We start from the raw sequence: 16,324 nt of genomic DNA on the forward strand, positions 1-16,324 counted from the left end.
GGCGCAAGGATAATCCGTAAGAATTATAAGGCTTTTATCATGGTTGTTATTCGTTTAGCACGTGGCGGCGCAAAAAAACGTCCATTCTATCAAATCGTTGTGACTGATAGCCGCAATGCACGTGATGGTCGTTTCATCGAGCGTATCGGTTTCTTTAACCCAACTGCACAAGGTCAAGCAGAAAAACTTCGTTTAGACGCAGACCGTTTTGCTCACTGGGTTTCTCAAGGTGCTCAACCTTCTGAACGTGTTGCTTCTTTGGCTGCTCAAGCTAAAAAAGCTACTGCATAATTATTGTAGTAGGTAGCCCATGACACCAACACAGAATGTTCCCGAAGATCGTATTCAGATTGGACAGTTACGTTCAGCTTATGGATTAAATGGGTGGCTCTGGGTGTATTCCAATACGGAACCCATGAGCAATATGTTTGACTACTTGCCTTGGTACATTGAGACCAAGGCTGGTTGGCAAACAGTTGATGTAAAACGTTGGAAACCACATGGCAAAGGCTTAGTTGTCTCTTTAAAAGGTGTGAGTGATCGCACTGGAGCAGAGAGCTTGGTTGGCGCTAATATCTGGATTGCTAAATCTCAATTGCCAAAAGCAGATGTAGATGAGTACTACTGGTCAGATTTGAAAGGCTTAACGGTGTTAGGACTGGATGATGAAGAGCAGGAAGTAAACCTAGGGCAAATTCATGAGTTGTTTGAAACTGGAGCTAATGATGTGATGGTTGTACGTGCTACACCAGACAGCATTGATTCAGAAGAACGCATGATTCCTTGGCATAAAGACGTGGTACAACGCGTTGATCTTGAAGCTGGTCGCATTTACGTCAATTGGGGCGTAGATTACTAATCCTTTTTTAGGGGATTAACGCAGCAGGAAAATAGAGGAGTCTGCGGTGTTTTTTGCAGTCATTACGCTTTTTCCTGAAATGTTTGAAGCGATTACAGCGTACGGGATTAGCGGACGCGCAGCAAAGCGTGACATTGTACAAGTCACTTGTATTAATCCACGTGATTTTGCTGAAGGGAGTTACCGGAGAGTGGATGAACGTCCATTTGGCGGTGGTCCTGGTATGGTAATGATGGCCGAGCCTCTCGCAAAAGCAATTAACCATGCCAAACAACTTGCTTCGCAAGCAGGATGTGTTCATGTACCTGTGGTGTATATGTCTCCACAAGGTAAAACTTTAAATGAACAGGCAGTACAGCAGTTTGTTGATTATGACGGCTTGATTGTATTGTGTGGACGTTATGAAGGCGTCGATGAACGTTTGATCCAGCATTATGTTGATCAGGAATGGTCAATTGGAGATTATGTTTTATCTGGCGGTGAACTACCTGCCATGGTGTTGCTTGATAGTATTATTCGCCGTTTGCCGAATGTAATGTCAGATGAGCAATCAGCGATACAGGATTCTTTTGTAGATGGTCTTTTAGATTGTCCGCAATATACTAAGCCAGACCATTTTGAAGGTTTAGATGTCCCTGAAATTTTAAAATCAGGACATCATGCCAACATTGAAAAGTGGCGTTTTTTGCAGCGATATCAACGGACTTTAGAACGCCGACCAGAGTTGGTAGAAAAAGTAGAGTTGACTAAACAGCAAAAAAAATGGCTGAAAGATATACAAGGGAATAGCGGTAATTCTTAATTGCTATTCTCAAGAACGAAAGTTCTAACACAAGACGAGAAGCAATGCTTCGAGTTAAACCATAAGTCTATTTAAATTTATAGATTTATGTGTAATTAAGGCTCTTTACGATTGTCGTAAAGGGAAAGTTAAACGGGTTGATATGCGTTTTTAGCCTCTATCCCCAGCGGAAACTCAGACCTCTTCTGACTCCGCACATATTGGAGATTCCCACAATGAGTGGTAAACATCCTTTAGTTCAAGCTGTTGAAAATGCACAGTTAAAAACTGACCTTCCTGAATTTGCTCCTGGTGATACAGTAGTTGTTCAAGTTAAAGTAAAAGAAGGTGACCGTGAACGTCTTCAGGCATTTGAAGGTGTTGTTATCGCTAAGAAAAACCGTGGTTTGAACTCTGCGTTCACAGTACGTAAAATTTCTAGCGGTGTTGGTGTTGAGCGTGTATTCCAAACTCACTCACCAGTTGTTGCTAAAATCGAAGTGAAACGTCGTGGTGACGTTCGTCGTGCTAAACTTTACTACCTCCGTGACTTGTCTGGTAAAGCTGCACGTATTCGTGAAAAATTACCAGCTCGTAAAGCGTAAGCTTATAACGAGTAAAAAAATGCGCCTTTTGGCGCATTTTTTTATTTGAAACTCATAATCCTTGTAGTTTTAAACGATTAGCATGTTGACGATAAACCGAGACTGGGTCTGCTGCAAAAATAGAACGTATACCAAGCACTTGGTTGACTTCATCTAAATGGTTCCAGTTATAGTCATCACGAATAGTCCTACCAAACTTGGCACTACATCTAGAAACTAGTCCATCGTTATCTCCTAGTGGGTCAACAACCAAACTACTTCCTGTTAATGCAATATCAAAAGGATCTAATGGATTTGTGAGTGCTTTATTGCCAGAGAATGAATACATATAGATTCCTTTCTCTTGATAAGCACCTTCACCACAAGACGTGGTAGGAACACCCATCGGAAATTGTGCATTAAACTGTGCCGAGCCTTGAGTTGAGAGGCTATGAGCGCCAGCTAAAGAGTCATGCGGATAACTAGTTGGATCTAGCCCTTCTGCCCAAGTAATCGCTGCTGAAAACCAGTTTACTAATGTTGCCAGTCCAGACAGAGGAGTACCCTCAACGTTCAGGATGACATCTGCCATTGGAGATCCTTTGTGAGGTGCTCCGATAGTAGTAAGTGAAGCAACTTTCTCTGGCATGATACCAGCGACATAGCGAACTGTTGGTCCCCCGTGACTATGTCCGATTAAGTTGACTTTAGGTTTTCCCGTAATAGCAATAATTTCTTCTACTTGTTGGGCAAGTTGTTCTCCGCGAACTTCGGTTGAGTTAAACGGTGAAACTCTTGTTGCCCAGACATTTCCTCCGTTACGCGCAAGGTCAGGAAGAATCTGATACCAATAATCAAGACCAAGCGTATCTGTCCCAACTCGGCTAAAACCGGCCATACCATGATTAAAAACCAATGGATATTTGGTTTGAGCATAATTCGAATAGACAAATGAGCTTTTTACTTGCTCTGCATTTGTGGCATGGGTTGCTGAAATACTCAGTCCTGAGAGTATTGCAGCACAGAAAAATATTAAGTTCCTTTTCATTTTTTACTCACTATTTTTATTTTGTATGAGCAGCAGCTGTTACTGCTGGATAAGGTTTGGCTCACTTTGAAATAGAAAAGCCTAATAGTTAAATGGTAGTTCACCTCCTTGGTCATGGACTTTTTCAAAAGTTTGAAGACGAAGTTGTTCCTGTGATGAGCTAAATTGTTGTTGGCGTAGTTGTTGAATTGCTTGATTTTTAGCACTATCACTCATATTGCTATTGAGAACTTCATCACGCTGTTTTAAGAAGCCTGTAACTCGCTGTTGCCAAGCATTACGCTGCGTATCTAAAGTTTCTAATCTTTGTGTTGCCTCAGCTCCTACAAGTGCTGTACGCATTTGACGCAGTTCCTCTGCTGAACCATTGCGAGCTTTAATTTGTTTGGTCAGTGTATGCAAATCATCAAGTTTTGATAGTTCTTGCAGATTTTGTTGCCAGTCTGCTGGTAGCTGTTCAAAGCGTTCTTTCAGCTTTTTAGCTTTTTCAATTTCACTTAAAGATGAATCTTCCAAAATTTTCATGCGATCTAATGTGTAGTTCTGATAGATATCTTCTGTTGAAAAGAGGCCTTCAATTTCAGATGCAGAGAAGAAACGCTTTCTAATATCTTGAATTGAACTAAAGATCTTCTGAAAATAATTTTGATCTTGTTGTTTAGATTGAGGTGGTTGAATTTGTGCAAGCTGCTCACGGTATTTTAAATAACGAGTCCACAAGTCAATAATCTGTGAGCGGGCTGGTTCTAAATACTGATCTTGTATGAATTTCTCAAAATGCGTTTTGACTTGTTGTAAATTAGATTCTCCATACTGTGTAATAAAATATTCAAAACAGTCACGGGTTTGGTTATTTACAACTAAATGTTGAGAACTATCAATTTTTAACTGGCAATTAACTTGAGTATCTTGCTGACTTTTACTTAAGTAAGCATTATCACTTGTTATTGAATTTAAAGGTGTTTGATGAGTAGATGTTAAAGTTTTAGTCTCATCCTGATTGAACCGAGGTGAACTACTTTTCGAGTCGGGGCTTAGCCAATATACACATGCGATGAGGCTCAAAATAAAAAATCCGAGCACACACCACAATATCTTTTTCTGCATCCTTTGCATAAAGATATCTTCCTTAAGTTTTAATTTGTTGTTTTTTTACTCGATCATTAATGTGCCATAAAATAAGTGAAAACGCATCTAAATATTCTGAAAATATCTTGCCGAATTTGCTAACATGTCGGCACTTTTTTCTAGCTTTGTGTTCCAGTAAAAATGACGACAAAAAATCAAAAAATTTCTCGTCGCCATATCAGTGGTGTATTTCTATTAAATAAACCATTAGGGCTCAGTTCAAACGCCGCTTTGCAAAAAGTGCGTTGGCTGTACCGTGCTCAAAAGGCAGGCCATACTGGCGCATTAGATCCATTAGCGACTGGTTTACTTCCTATTTGTCTAGGAGAGGCCACTAAGTTTTCACATTATTTGCTGGACTCGACAAAGCGTTATCAGACGACTGTTCGATTAGGCCAAACTACAACAACAGGCGATGTTGAAGGCGATATTTTACAAGAACGTCCTATTCCTGTTCTTAGCAAAGAGCTTATTGAGCAAACTTTAGAAAAGTTTAGGGGAGATATTCAACAAGTTCCACCGATGTATTCGGCGTTAAAAAAAGAGGGTAAGCCTTTATATGAGCTTGCCAGAAAAGGAATCGAGATTGAACGTGAAGCGCGCCCAGTTACGATTTATGCTTTAGAGCTTATTGAATTTACCGAAAATAGTATCACTCTAGATGTAACCTGTTCTAAAGGAACATATATTCGTGTGCTAGGTGAGGATATTGGTGAGGCACTTGGCTGTGGTGGTCATTTGACAATGCTTCACCGTATTCAAACGGGGCATTTTGAGTTAATCCCAAGTTATACCATTGAATATTTAGAAAGCTTAACGGAAGAGCAAAGAGAAACTTTGTTACTACCAGTGTATGCGCCAATTGACCATTTCTTAAAAATTCAGGTTCCTGAAGGAAGGGAAAAATATTTTTGCAATGGTTTAGAAAGCAATATTGATCATTTTGCGGAAGCAGAAGTTTTGGTTTTTTCGGGAGAACGCTGTTTAGGTTTGGCTGAGATTACTGATAAAAAACGGTTGGTACCTAAGCGTATCTTAAATTTGTAGTAGATGTAGAGTATAGAGCATGGGCATGGAATGGGATGTTATCCTTAGTTTGATCTTTTTTGCGTTTACTGCGGGAGCAATTGATGCTGCCGTTGGTGGCGGTGGACTCATCCAGATTCCCGGTATCATGAGTACTTTCCCGTCCATGCAGACTGCAACGGTTATTGGTACAAATAAAGTTTCATCGATTTTTGGTACTGCATCGGCGGCTTATACGTTTGCAAAAAGAGTGAAGTTGCAATGGAAGCTTTTGGCAGTCATTGCCATTTGTGCTCTCATTAGCTCATTTGCTGGCGCAGCGTGCTTATCACTTATTCCACAATCTGTATTACGCCCTTTTGTGTTTGTAATGCTGATCGTAATTGCCATCTATACCTTAGTAAAAAAGAATTTTGGTCAAGTTCATACTGAGCAAAAAATTACTACGAAAATGCTAGTTTTAGCAGGTATTGGTAGTTTGGCGATTGGCTTTTACGACGGTATTTTTGGGCCGGGTACGGGTAGTTTCTTTATCTTTTTCTTTATCCGCTTTTTACAAGTCGATTTTTTACATGCTTCAGCATTGTCAAAAATCGGTAACTTCATGACGAACCTTGCTGCGTTGAGTTTTCTGATTCCAACTGGTCACGCTATTTTACATATCGGTTTAATGATGGCAGCTGCAAACGTTGTTGGTTCTATTGTTGGGGTGCGTACCGCGCTTAAATACGGTAGTGGTTTTGTCCGTATTATCTTTTTAATTTTAGTCAGTATCTTGATTTGCCGTTTAGGGTATCAAATTTTTGTCACGGGCTAAAATAGTATTGAAAGTATGAGCTGTCTTTGAGTTCGGTTCATACTTTTATGTATCATTTAAAATTCGAAATATAAAAATCATTACAGAAATTTACTAGAAAGAGAACTGTGTAAAAAATAGTCTCATTTTAAGCTACGTAAACAATATAAATTTCAACGTATCATAAACCTTGAAATAAAAAAGATTTTTTAGCTAAAAAATGAGGAAGAGAATGAATATTTTCGAAGCATTAAGAGAAAGCCATGAAAATCAACGTAACCTTTCTGAACAATTAATCCAGACTCATGGTTTAACTGAAGAACGAAAACAATTATTTGATGCATTAAAAAATGAACTCTATGCTCATTCAGTTGCCGAGGACCGTTATTTATATATCCCTTTAATGTTTGACGATGTGGGTTTGGATATTACTCGACATGCCTTATCTGAACATCATGAAATGGATGAGTTGGTTGAACAGCTTGAAAAAACGGATATGAGTAGCCCAAGCTGGTTGGCCACTGCCAGACAGTTAAGTGAAAAAGTTCATCATCATTTAAAAGAAGAAGAGCATAAATTTTTTCAACAAGCTGGAAAAATTCTTAAAGACAGCGAAAAAGAAACGCTCGGCAATAAATATTTAAAGGAATATAAAAAGTATAAAAAGCAACAGTAGATTAAACCTATGCAGCTTTTTTAGTACTTCTTAAAGTAACTCCAATCGAGGCCAGCATTACGCAAGCCAAAGCCACCCATTGCAGCATGCTGATTTCTTCGTGAAGTAATAGGAAACCCGTTAATGCTGCCAATGCTGGCGCTAAACTCGTTAGAGTGCCATAAGTTAATTTATTGAGTTGTTTGAGTGCCATTAAGTCGAGTGCATAGGGAATTGCAGTTGCTAAAATAGCGATAAGTAATGCTTTACCCCAGTACTGTGTCTCAAGTAATGCAGGCGCATTATGCCAAATACCAATTGGTAGTAATGCAAGTGCAGATACGCCGATTCCAATTGTTAATGCATGCATTCCTATATTCTGAGTCACAACTCTATGGCCGAAATAAATATAGAACGCCCAGCAAAGCCCAGCACCTAGAGCACATGCTGCACCTATATATGAGAAATGGTGCTGAACTGGGTTTTGCCAAGGTACCATAAGTGCAATACCTAACATGGCAAGCGCTACCCAAATGTAGTCGCTCTTTTGTTTAATCGAAAGAAGCGCAAGACCTAATGGACCAATAAACTCTAATCCAACAGCAATCCCTTGGGGTAATTTTCCAAGCGACGTATAAAATAAAATATTCATTAACCCTAAAGATGCACAGTACATCAATAAATCACGCCATTTTAAGTAGGGTAAGCGCGACCAGATTTTCCAAGAGCGAAACATGACCGCAACAATAACTGTGGCAAAACATAACCTTAAGATAGTAACGGTAAGAGGGTCCAAGGCTGCAATAAGTTGCTTGGCAAATGAGGCGCTGATTTGATATGAGACCATCGACAAAATCATGTATAGCACAGCAATAATTGAAAGATTTTGCATGGACTTACCTTAACGCTTCATTTGATATTTAAAAAATAAGAGTGATTAATTATAGCCAATATTGTGTTTTAACCAGCAGGTTTTATAGCGTTAACCTGCTGTTTTTTCACGTTGTTGACGAGCTTTCTGGGCCGTTACGGTACAACCGACGGAAGCAGTAATAATTGTTGCGAGCGCCAACCATTGGTTCCATAACAGATATTCGCCTAAAAATATAAAGCCAGAAAGGGCTGCAACTGCAGGTTCTAGGCTCATCAATGTTCCAAAGCTTAGTGGGGTTAAATTGCGTAGTGCTAACATTTCTAAAGAAAACGGAAGCGCACTGGCCAAAATTGCTAAGCCAATAAAATAAAAAAGATAGGGCAGCTCTATAACTTGAGTAATTGAGCCTGAAAAAAATGTAATTGGTAAAAGTATGCAAGCACCTATAGCCATACCTAAACAAACGGTGTGATTACCTGAAATTCCAGAAGGTTTTTGTCCTGCAATAATATAAAGCGCCCAACATGCGCCCGCACTCATTGCAAATAAAACACCGATCCAATCCAAGCTATGAGCTTGATTAAAAGGAAATAATAAAATGAGTCCAAGAATTGCGAAAGTGACCCATACAAAATCATATTTTTGGCGAGCATGATATAAAGCCACGCTTAATGGGCCAATAAATTCAAATGCAACTGCAATACCGATCGGCAAACGTTCAAGAGATAAATAGAAAAGAGCATTCATGCCTGCAAGAGCAAAGCCATAAGCCAAAATCGCTTTCCATCGAACCTGACTAAAATTAATTCGCCAGATTTTAAAAATAAAAGCCAGAATACACGCTCCAATACATAAACGCATTGCAGACACTGTTAAAACGGGAAAGCTCTGAAATAAAACTTTAGCTAACGATGCGCTACTTTGAACGCTCAACATAGCAAGAATAAGGAAGCCCAAAGCATGGAGCTGGGATTTCTGGCTTGGACTGGACATTTTATTATTTGATCAATTGGTATACTTTTCACATGATAATGTAAATACCCATAAAAAAGCCACAGACAATGCTGTGGCTTTTAAATTTACAGTTCGAATTAGAACAATACGCGTACGCGAATTGTGCCTTCAACTTCGTGTAATGTATCTAAAGCTTCTTGAGATGCAGAAGCGTCAACATCCATAATGAGGTAACCAATGTCACCTTTAGTCATAAGAGACTGACCAGAAATGTTGATGCCTTGTTCAGCAAACAAGTTGTTGATTTTAGACAATACACCCGGTACGTTTTTATGGATGTGTAGTAAACGGTGTTGACCCGCCGTTAATGGCAATGCGATTTCTGGGAAGTTTACCGCAGAAAGTGTCATACCCTTGTCAGAGTAAGCAACGAATTTCTCTGCTACTTCTAAACCGATGTTTGCTTGAGCTTCCATCGTTGAACCACCAACGTGAGGAGTTAAGATCACGTTGTCTAAACCACGAAGTGGAGACTGGAATTCTTCGCCATTTGCTTTTGGTTCTTTAGGGAATACGTCAACCGCTGCACCAGCAAGGTGACCAGATTTGATTGCATCAGCTAAATCTTCGATGACTACACATGTACCACGTGCAGCATTTAAGAAGATTGCGCCTTCTTTCATTTTTGCAAATTGTTCTTTAGTAAAGAAGTTACGTGTAGACGGAACATCTGGTACATGCAAAGTCACAACATCAGCAGTTGCTAAAAGTTCATCTAAAGAACCAACTTGGCGAGCATTACCCATTGGTAACTTAGTGACTGCATCATAATAAATAACATGCATACCCATGCTTTCAGCAAGAACTGAAAGTTGAGAACCGATGGAACCGTAACCCACAATACCTAAAGTTTTGCCACGAGTTTCAAAAGAACCGACAGCAGACTTGTCCCAACCACCACGATGACAAGCCGCCGATTTTTCAGGAACACGGCGAAGAAGAAGAATCGTTTCAGCAAGTACAAGCTCTGCAACCGAACGCGTATTTGAATACGGTGCGTTGAATACAGGAATACCACGTGCCATTGCTGCTTTAAGATCAACTTGGTTTGTTCCGATACAGAAACAACCTACTGCGATCAATTTATTTGCAGCTTCGAAAACTTCTTCAGTCAATTGGGTACGCGAACGAATACCAATAAAGTGAGCATCTTTAATTGCTTCTTTAAGCGCTTCGCCTTCAAGAGCAGTTTTACGATAGTCAATATTGGTGTAACCCGCAGCGTTTAAAGTATCGACTGCGTTTTGGTGAACGCCTTCTAACAAAAGGAAACGGATTTTATCTTTAGGTAGTGAAAGATGTTGGCTCATTACGGCTCCGCTACAAAGGCCAAATTTGGTGGCGGTATAATAACATACTGGGCAGCGCTATAGATATTTCGTTTATACCATCGCCTTATGGCAATTTTATCTATGTCTAATCACTTCTGTTTATGGCTTGCCGAGCGCTATGAAATATGCTTGGTATTCTTGAGGGCTTAGGTTTTCCTTTAGAGCCTTATAAAAACACATTTATTGGTTTTAAACATGTTTTGTAGTGACAGTATCTCTATTATGAACTTTATCGCTTGTGCGGTTACATGTAGAATATAGAAGTTCCTTGAACATTATGGCTTTGCTCAGGTGAAAACCTTGAGAATATGAGGTCATAGTCCCACCACAGTTTACTTCTTGCTAGGTCTGCAAACGATGAATGCTCCAGTCGCTTTAACACCTGAGTTACTCACCCAATTAACAGCAATCGTCGGTGAAAACCGTATTAAAACCGATGCTGATAGTCTCGAAAACTGGGGTAAAGATCATACCAAGCATTTTAATCCGAACCCATCGGTCATCGTTTTTCCATCAACGACTGAACAAGTTCAGGCAGTTGTAAAACTTGCGAACCAGTTTAATGTCGCGATTACGCCATCTGGTGGCCGTACTGGTCTCTCTGCTGGCGCAGTAGCAACCAATGGTGAAATTGTCATTAGTATGGACAAAATGAACCAGATTCTTGAGTTCTTCCCGGCAGACTGTATGGTGCGTGTTCAAGCTGGTGTTGTGACTGAGCAATTGCAGAATTATGCAGAAGAACAAGGTATGTATTATCCGGTTGACTTTGCATCAGCAGGTTCTAGTCAGATTGGCGGTAATATTGGTACCAATGCTGGCGGTATTAAAGTCATTAAATATGGCATGACACGTAACTGGGTGCTTGGTTTAACTGTAGTTACTGGTAAAGGCGATATTTTACGTTTAAACAAAGGCATGGTTAAAAATGCAACTGGTTATGCATTACAGCATTTGTTTATTGGTGGTGAAGGCACATTAGGTTTAGTGACCGAAGCAGAAATTAAACTTGAGCGTCAACCACAAAACTTACAAGTTTTAGTTTTAGGTGTTCCTGATTTTGATGCAGTAATGCCTGTATTACATGCGTTCCAAAAAGATATCGACTTAACAGCATTTGAGTTCTTTGGTGAACTTGCAATGCAAAAAGTTTTAAACAATGGTCATGTACAACGTCCATTTGAAACCGAATGTCCGTTCTATGTATTGCTTGAGTTTGAAGCACCATACGAGCCGATTATCGACAAAGCAATGGAAATTTTCGAGCACTGTATGGAGCAGGGCTGGGTACTTGATGGCGTGATGAGCCAAAGCCTTGACCAAGTAGAGAGTTTATGGCGTTTACGCGAAGATATTTCTGAATCAATTGCACCGTTTATTCCATACAAAAATGATATTTCTGTATTAATTACTCATGTACCTGCATTTATTCGTGAAATTGATGCGATTGTTCAAGAGAACTATCCTGACTTTGAAATTTGCTGGTTCGGTCATATTGGTGACGGTAACTTACACTTAAATATTTTAAAACCTGAAAACTTAACCAAAGATGAGTTCTTTGCGAAGTGTCAGGTTGTGAATAAATATGTATTTGATACCGTGAAAAAATACGATGGTTCAATCTCTGCCGAGCATGGCGTAGGTATGACGAAAAAGCCATATTTGGAATATTCGCGTTCTCCTGAAGAAATTGAATATATGAAGGCATTGAAAAAAGTATTTGACCCGAAAGGTATTATGAACCCGGGTAAATTATTTGATCTCTAATGCTTTATTAAATAAAAGAAGTTCTGCTAAAAGCGTATCGTAAGATGCGCTTTTTTATTAATTTTTTTATTTCTTGTACGCTTTCCAACCTGTCAGAATATGATAAATCAACGGTAAAAGACTAAGAGCAAAAAAACTACAAAGCACAATGGCCCATAGAGGTAAACCCCTTGGATTACCTAAAAAGAAATAGGCAAAAATAGAATAAGACAACATCGAAAACATCGCCATTGTTCCAAGTGGAAGCATGACTTTAAAAATTAACACGCTAGCAAATGTTTTGTAGGGTTCCATGTCGTGCTTTAGACTGTAGGCAATAATCATGAGCAACACATAACCTAAAATAAATAGCATAAATAAAGCAGCTGCAAACAATAGAATTGTTCGCCAGCTCTTTTCTTGCGCTGTGTGATCACCAGATTCATAAACAACAGTAATATGTTCACCAACTACAGGCACATCAACAGAGCGAACTGAATTATCTAAAGTTAGAGTTCTATTTTGATTATCTTTAAATTGAACCTGAGCAGTATGCATGAGTGTTTTAGTTTTATATTTACGCCCATTTGAGTCTGTGCGTTCAGTATCTACCCATTCAGAAGTATAACTCACTACAGTTGCATCGTAAGTTGGTTTGGTTGCTAAGCCGTAGACTGCCTGAGAAACCCAATAGGTAAATGGGAAAAATAAAGCACTAATACTAAAAACCACGGCAAATAAATAAGCAAATTCAAATTTACTACTTTTACGATTTTTAGCTAAAGGCTTGACCCAAAACTTGGTGAGTACAAATGACCAAATCATCAAAACTGCAACGACTACCAAGAAAACTTGTCCCGCATAAGTCAGTTGCATAACGATCCTATTTGTTATGTGTATTTGAAATTAATTTTATCAAACGATTGTCATTAAAGTTGAGTAAGCAAGAACAAATATTTGGTCTGTAAAAGAGTAGCCATACTTACAACTACATAGTTTCTACAGAGTAACCAACAAAGGCATAGCATCATAAAGCTATGCCTTTTGTTTTGGTGATAAAGATGCAACGTTTATTTTTGATTTCAGCTCTTTGTGCTGGACTTTTCACTGGGTGTGCGACGACCAGTAAATTAATTCCATTTGTGGGTTCGGAAACCCCAATGCAACAAGTACTTAAAGCTCAACCTGAGATTGTAAAAGAGCACAATAACACCTCAGTTCAGCAAGTGTTTAACCGTGTAGAGTCTCCGACTGTTTCTCGTATTACGGTCATTCAAACAGGTTTAATGGATGACTCTGTTTCAGCTATTCGTACAGAATATTCATTTAAATTAGTCGATGAAAAGTGGCAATTGCAAAATAAGCAAAAGAGATACCAATGTGCGAGAGGAAAAAATACTAAAGGTTTCCAAACACAGCTTTGCTCATAAAAATAAAAAGACGATAAATATATCGTCTTTTTTATACCCTTTAAATTATGCGCCACTCTCTAAAATTCTAATTTTGACATCAACGACATCATCTTTGACTGCTTCATGATGCGCTTGCATATGAGGTGTAGCTAAGTGTGCTTCAAGATGAGCCACGCTTTCCCATTTTTCTAACATAACAATCGTGTCAGGCTCTTGAGTCTGGAAGCTCGCATTTGATTTATGGTCAATTAAAGGTTCATAACCATGGCAACCTTCTTCTGCTAAAACAGTTGGAATGATTTTCTGAAATGCATCCAATACGTTTTGGCGGTGCTGTTCGCCCGATTGAGTACGAATTTCCGCAATAATGGTAAGCATTGTGTTCTCCTTATTAAGCTGCTGCAAATACAGTGTTTAGGTGTGCTTTATATTCTTCAACGTAACTATCAATGTCAGGCATTTTAATCACATCGTTTACAATGAAAGTTGGCAGAGTACTCATACCTAAAAACTGATTGGCTTTATGAAATGGTAAATAAACACCATCTACACCAACGCCGTGGAAGAACTGATCCGCATCGTTAAATGCTTCCATCGGTGCATTCCAAGTGAGTGACAGCATATATTTCTTGTCATGAATTAAACCACCTGAACCATATTTTTTTGAGGTATCAGAGCGGCTACGACCATCGTTTGTATATAATGAACCGTGACCTGTCGTAAATACATCATCAATATATTTTTTTACAGTCCACGGTGCACCCATCCACCAGCCGGGCATTTGATAAATCACGACATCTGCCCATAAGAATTTTTCTACCTCAGCTTCTGCATTGTAGTCGCTATCTGCACGAGTGACTTGTACGTCATGGCCTAGTTCAGTGAGATGGTCCGTTGCCAATGCCGTGAGTGTGTCATTTAATTCACCATTTGAATGCGCAAATTGTTTAGCGCCATTAATGACTAAAATATTGCTCATGGAAGTTTCTCTAATTCAATTCTTAAACTTGAGCGATACTTTAGAGAAGATACTCTTAGAGAAAAATGCAGTAATTGGAAAAATATTATTGAGTAAAAATCACTAATATGGACTGGATATATTGTATTTATGCTTTACTTGAAAGATATATTTTACAAAGTTGAACGGAAAAAATTGTTTGTAGCCTTTAGCATCAAGGTGAAGTTGTGGTGGAGTTGAGTATGAAAAAAATTGGTTTACTCATGATGTGTAATTTATTGGTTCTGAGTGCATGTACACCGAATACAAACCCACCTACACCTCAAGCTAATAGTCCGATACAAGCTGTTTTGATCGATCAACCAAACCTTTTAAATAACGCAAGTAATTTAAGTATTTCACAGCAAATGAATGCTTTGGATGATGCTTCTAATGCACAAGTAACTATTTTACAAACTGTGCCTAGTGAAGATGCTATATCAAAAACACGTACTGAATATTTATTAAAACGTGATCAGACCATTTGGAAAATCGTAAATAAAAAGCAAAGCTACCAATGTACAAAAGGGCAGGAAACAACAGACTTTCAAGTTAATCCTTGTCCTTAAGGCTGAATCCTTAGAAGATATGTGGATAACTTTAGAGTTATTCACAATATAAAAGTGGGTTGAGGCTAAGCAAAATATAGAATTTAAAATGGTTGGAATTGTCCGATTGATGATCAATATAAAAAGTGATATTGTGTCATCCGGCAATTAAGCCAAATGGTAAAAATTACCGAATCTCACGTCATAGAGCCTGTAAATTATTTTGTGTAAGTTCCATTTTTTATAAATGATCTTTTAATCGATCATCGAACTGAATCGTAAACCAATTCATTGCTAAACGCCAATTTTGAATTGGCATCGTCCATTTCTTCGCAGCATTTGATGTTGCTAAGTAAATGACCTTCTTTACTGAGTCATCAGATGAAAAGATTTTCCTTTTCTTCGTTGAATGGCGTATTACGCTATTCAACGACTCAATCGCATTTGTTGTATAAATTGCATGACGTATTTCGGCTGGATAGCTAAAGATCGTTCGGATATTTTCCCAATTGGCCCGCCAGGATTCTCCAATTTTGGGATACTGGTGATTCCATTGATCACAGAAGATGTCTAGGGATTTTAAAGCATTTTCCTCTGTACTTGCCTGATAAATCGCTTTCAGACCCGACGTAACAGCTTTGTAGTCTTTCCAGCTTACAAATCTCAGGCTATTGCGTACAACATGCACGATACACAGTTGAATATCAGTATGAGGGTAAACAGAGGCTATCGCGTCAGGGAAGCCTTTTAATCCATCTACACAGGCAACAAGAATGTCCTGTACTCCTCGATTTTTTAGCTCTGTCATGACTGACAGCCAGAATTTGGCACCTTCTGTCTGAGCAATCCACATACCCAGTAATTCTTTTTGCCCATCCATATTGATGCCTAAAGCAAGGTATACGGACTTGTTAATCACATTGGAGTGCTGACGGACTTTGACAACAATACAGTCAAGATAGACAACAGGATAAAGGCTATCTAAGGCTCTATTTTGCCACTCAGTCACTTGCTCAATCACAGCATCGGTAACTTTGCTGATGAGAGATGCTGACACATCGGCATCGTACATTTCTTTGAAGAAGGCTACAATTTCCCTATTAGTCATTCCTTTTGCATACAGTGAGAGGATTTGGTCATCCATACTGGTGATGCGTGTTTGGTGCTTTTTTATAATTTGTGGCTCAAATGAACCTTCTCGATCACGGGGAATATCTAAAGCCAGTTGTCCATCTTGAGTTGTAATGGTTTTAGAACTAAACCCATTACGGCTATTTGAGCCTTTCTTGGGCTGATGCTTTTCATAACCGAGATGGTCTGAAAGTTCAGTATTGAGTGCAGTTTCAATCATGAATTTTTTAAAGACTGCTGTCATTTGGTTTAAGTCTTCTGGTGTTTTTAGACCTTTAGCCAATTCGGCAGCCATACTTTTGATTGTTGCTTCATCCATGTGAAGTACCTTTTGTAATTATCCTCTGAAGGATAAATGAAAATTAAGTACTTACACAAAATTTAGAACAGTCCC

Annotated in this window: 19 protein-coding genes; 10 read left to right on the forward strand and 9 right to left on the reverse strand. The window is 38.9% G+C overall.

Annotation, left to right across the window (positions count from 1 at the left end):
- The first annotated feature begins 39 nt into the window (after positions 1-39).
- From rpsP to rplS, 4 genes are all read left to right on the forward strand, one after another.
- Positions 40-291 carry a 30S ribosomal protein S16 gene (gene rpsP, locus MKL35_RS08255; RefSeq protein WP_000260334.1) on the forward strand — a complete coding sequence of 84 codons (252 nt, stop codon included), beginning with the start codon at positions 40-42 and terminating at the stop codon, positions 289-291.
- Between the two features lie 19 nt (positions 292-310).
- A complete protein-coding gene (gene rimM, locus MKL35_RS08260; RefSeq protein WP_004711694.1) occupies positions 311-859 on the forward strand; it encodes a ribosome maturation factor RimM in 549 nt (182 codons plus the stop codon).
- Positions 860-905: 46 nt separating this feature from the next.
- Positions 906-1,661, forward strand: a complete 756-nt coding sequence (trmD, locus tag MKL35_RS08265; RefSeq protein ID WP_002051760.1) for a tRNA (guanosine(37)-N1)-methyltransferase TrmD — start codon at positions 906-908, stop codon at positions 1,659-1,661.
- 215 nt (positions 1,662-1,876) lie between these two features.
- Entirely contained in the window at positions 1,877-2,245 is a 369-nt protein-coding gene (gene rplS / locus MKL35_RS08270; RefSeq protein ID WP_002051668.1) for a 50S ribosomal protein L19, read from the forward strand.
- Positions 2,246-2,297: 52 nt separating this feature from the next.
- On the opposite strand, the gene MKL35_RS08275 is transcribed toward rplS, so the two are convergent.
- Positions 2,298-3,239, reverse strand: coding sequence for a lipase family alpha/beta hydrolase (locus MKL35_RS08275; protein ID WP_080593661.1), 942 nt, complete (start codon positions 3,237-3,239; stop codon positions 2,298-2,300).
- Positions 3,240-3,353: 114 nt separating this feature from the next.
- On the reverse strand, positions 3,354-4,388 hold the full coding sequence (locus tag MKL35_RS08280) for a lipase secretion chaperone (protein WP_002051740.1): 1,035 nt from the start codon (positions 4,386-4,388) through the stop codon (positions 3,354-3,356).
- Positions 4,389-4,541: 153 nt separating this feature from the next.
- On the opposite strand from MKL35_RS08280, the gene truB reads away from it, so the two are divergent.
- The 3 genes from truB to MKL35_RS08295 all read left to right on the forward strand — a co-directional run bounded on the left by truB (position 4,542) and on the right by MKL35_RS08295 (position 6,898).
- Positions 4,542-5,447, forward strand: coding sequence for a tRNA pseudouridine(55) synthase TruB (truB, locus tag MKL35_RS08285; RefSeq protein ID WP_032011726.1), 906 nt, complete (start codon positions 4,542-4,544; stop codon positions 5,445-5,447).
- A 19-nt stretch (positions 5,448-5,466) separates the two neighbouring features.
- Positions 5,467-6,243 (forward strand): sulfite exporter TauE/SafE family protein, encoded by a 777-nt coding sequence (locus MKL35_RS08290; RefSeq protein WP_081282748.1) that lies wholly within the window; start codon positions 5,467-5,469, stop codon positions 6,241-6,243.
- Positions 6,244-6,454: 211 nt separating this feature from the next.
- Complete coding sequence (locus tag MKL35_RS08295; RefSeq protein WP_002051715.1) at positions 6,455-6,898, forward strand: hemerythrin domain-containing protein; 444 nt, start codon at positions 6,455-6,457, stop codon at positions 6,896-6,898.
- A gap of 7 nt (positions 6,899-6,905) precedes the next feature.
- On the opposite strand, the gene MKL35_RS08300 is transcribed toward MKL35_RS08295, so the two are convergent.
- The 3 genes from MKL35_RS08300 to serA form a co-directional block, all read right to left on the reverse strand.
- The gene (locus tag MKL35_RS08300; RefSeq protein WP_031953420.1) at positions 6,906-7,769 is read right to left on the reverse strand and encodes an EamA family transporter; all 864 of its coding nucleotides are present in this window, start codon (positions 7,767-7,769) and stop codon (positions 6,906-6,908) included.
- Positions 7,770-7,859: 90 nt separating this feature from the next.
- Positions 7,860-8,744 (reverse strand): EamA family transporter, encoded by an 885-nt coding sequence (locus MKL35_RS08305; protein ID WP_032011728.1) that lies wholly within the window; start codon positions 8,742-8,744, stop codon positions 7,860-7,862.
- A 98-nt stretch (positions 8,745-8,842) separates the two neighbouring features.
- The gene (serA, locus tag MKL35_RS08310) at positions 8,843-10,075 is read right to left on the reverse strand and encodes a phosphoglycerate dehydrogenase (protein WP_002051786.1); all 1,233 of its coding nucleotides are present in this window, start codon (positions 10,073-10,075) and stop codon (positions 8,843-8,845) included.
- Between the two features lie 378 nt (positions 10,076-10,453).
- Between serA and MKL35_RS08315 the strand changes: the two genes are divergently transcribed.
- Positions 10,454-11,863: an FAD-binding oxidoreductase gene (locus tag MKL35_RS08315; protein ID WP_270913349.1), complete on the forward strand. Its 1,410-nt coding sequence runs from the start codon at positions 10,454-10,456 to the stop codon at positions 11,861-11,863.
- A 66-nt stretch (positions 11,864-11,929) separates the two neighbouring features.
- Here the strand turns inward: MKL35_RS08315 and MKL35_RS08320 are convergent, their stop codons facing one another.
- Positions 11,930-12,718 carry a hypothetical protein gene (locus tag MKL35_RS08320; protein ID WP_032011729.1) on the reverse strand — a complete coding sequence of 263 codons (789 nt, stop codon included), beginning with the start codon at positions 12,716-12,718 and terminating at the stop codon, positions 11,930-11,932.
- Between the two features lie 185 nt (positions 12,719-12,903).
- Here MKL35_RS08320 and MKL35_RS08325 point away from each other — a divergent pair, with 185 nt between their 5' ends.
- Positions 12,904-13,272, forward strand: a complete 369-nt coding sequence (locus tag MKL35_RS08325; RefSeq protein WP_209796500.1) for a hypothetical protein — start codon at positions 12,904-12,906, stop codon at positions 13,270-13,272.
- Between the two features lie 45 nt (positions 13,273-13,317).
- Here the strand turns inward: MKL35_RS08325 and MKL35_RS08330 are convergent, their stop codons facing one another.
- The gene (locus tag MKL35_RS08330; protein ID WP_004884660.1) at positions 13,318-13,632 is read right to left on the reverse strand and encodes a putative quinol monooxygenase; all 315 of its coding nucleotides are present in this window, start codon (positions 13,630-13,632) and stop codon (positions 13,318-13,320) included.
- A gap of 13 nt (positions 13,633-13,645) precedes the next feature.
- A complete protein-coding gene (locus MKL35_RS08335; protein ID WP_031955958.1) occupies positions 13,646-14,233 on the reverse strand; it encodes an NAD(P)H-dependent oxidoreductase in 588 nt (195 codons plus the stop codon).
- Positions 14,234-14,454: 221 nt separating this feature from the next.
- On the opposite strand from MKL35_RS08335, the gene MKL35_RS08340 reads away from it, so the two are divergent.
- Positions 14,455-14,820 carry a hypothetical protein gene (locus MKL35_RS08340; RefSeq protein ID WP_002051788.1) on the forward strand — a complete coding sequence of 122 codons (366 nt, stop codon included), beginning with the start codon at positions 14,455-14,457 and terminating at the stop codon, positions 14,818-14,820.
- 220 nt (positions 14,821-15,040) lie between these two features.
- On the opposite strand, the gene MKL35_RS08345 is transcribed toward MKL35_RS08340, so the two are convergent.
- Entirely contained in the window at positions 15,041-16,249 is a 1,209-nt protein-coding gene (locus MKL35_RS08345; RefSeq protein ID WP_000343018.1) for an IS256-like element ISAba26 family transposase, read from the reverse strand.
- Between the last annotated feature and the right edge of the window lie 75 nt (positions 16,250-16,324).

This window comes from Acinetobacter sp. AOR41_HL (assembly GCF_027854645.1).
Classification (GTDB): Bacteria; Pseudomonadota; Gammaproteobacteria; order Pseudomonadales; family Moraxellaceae; genus Acinetobacter; species Acinetobacter nosocomialis.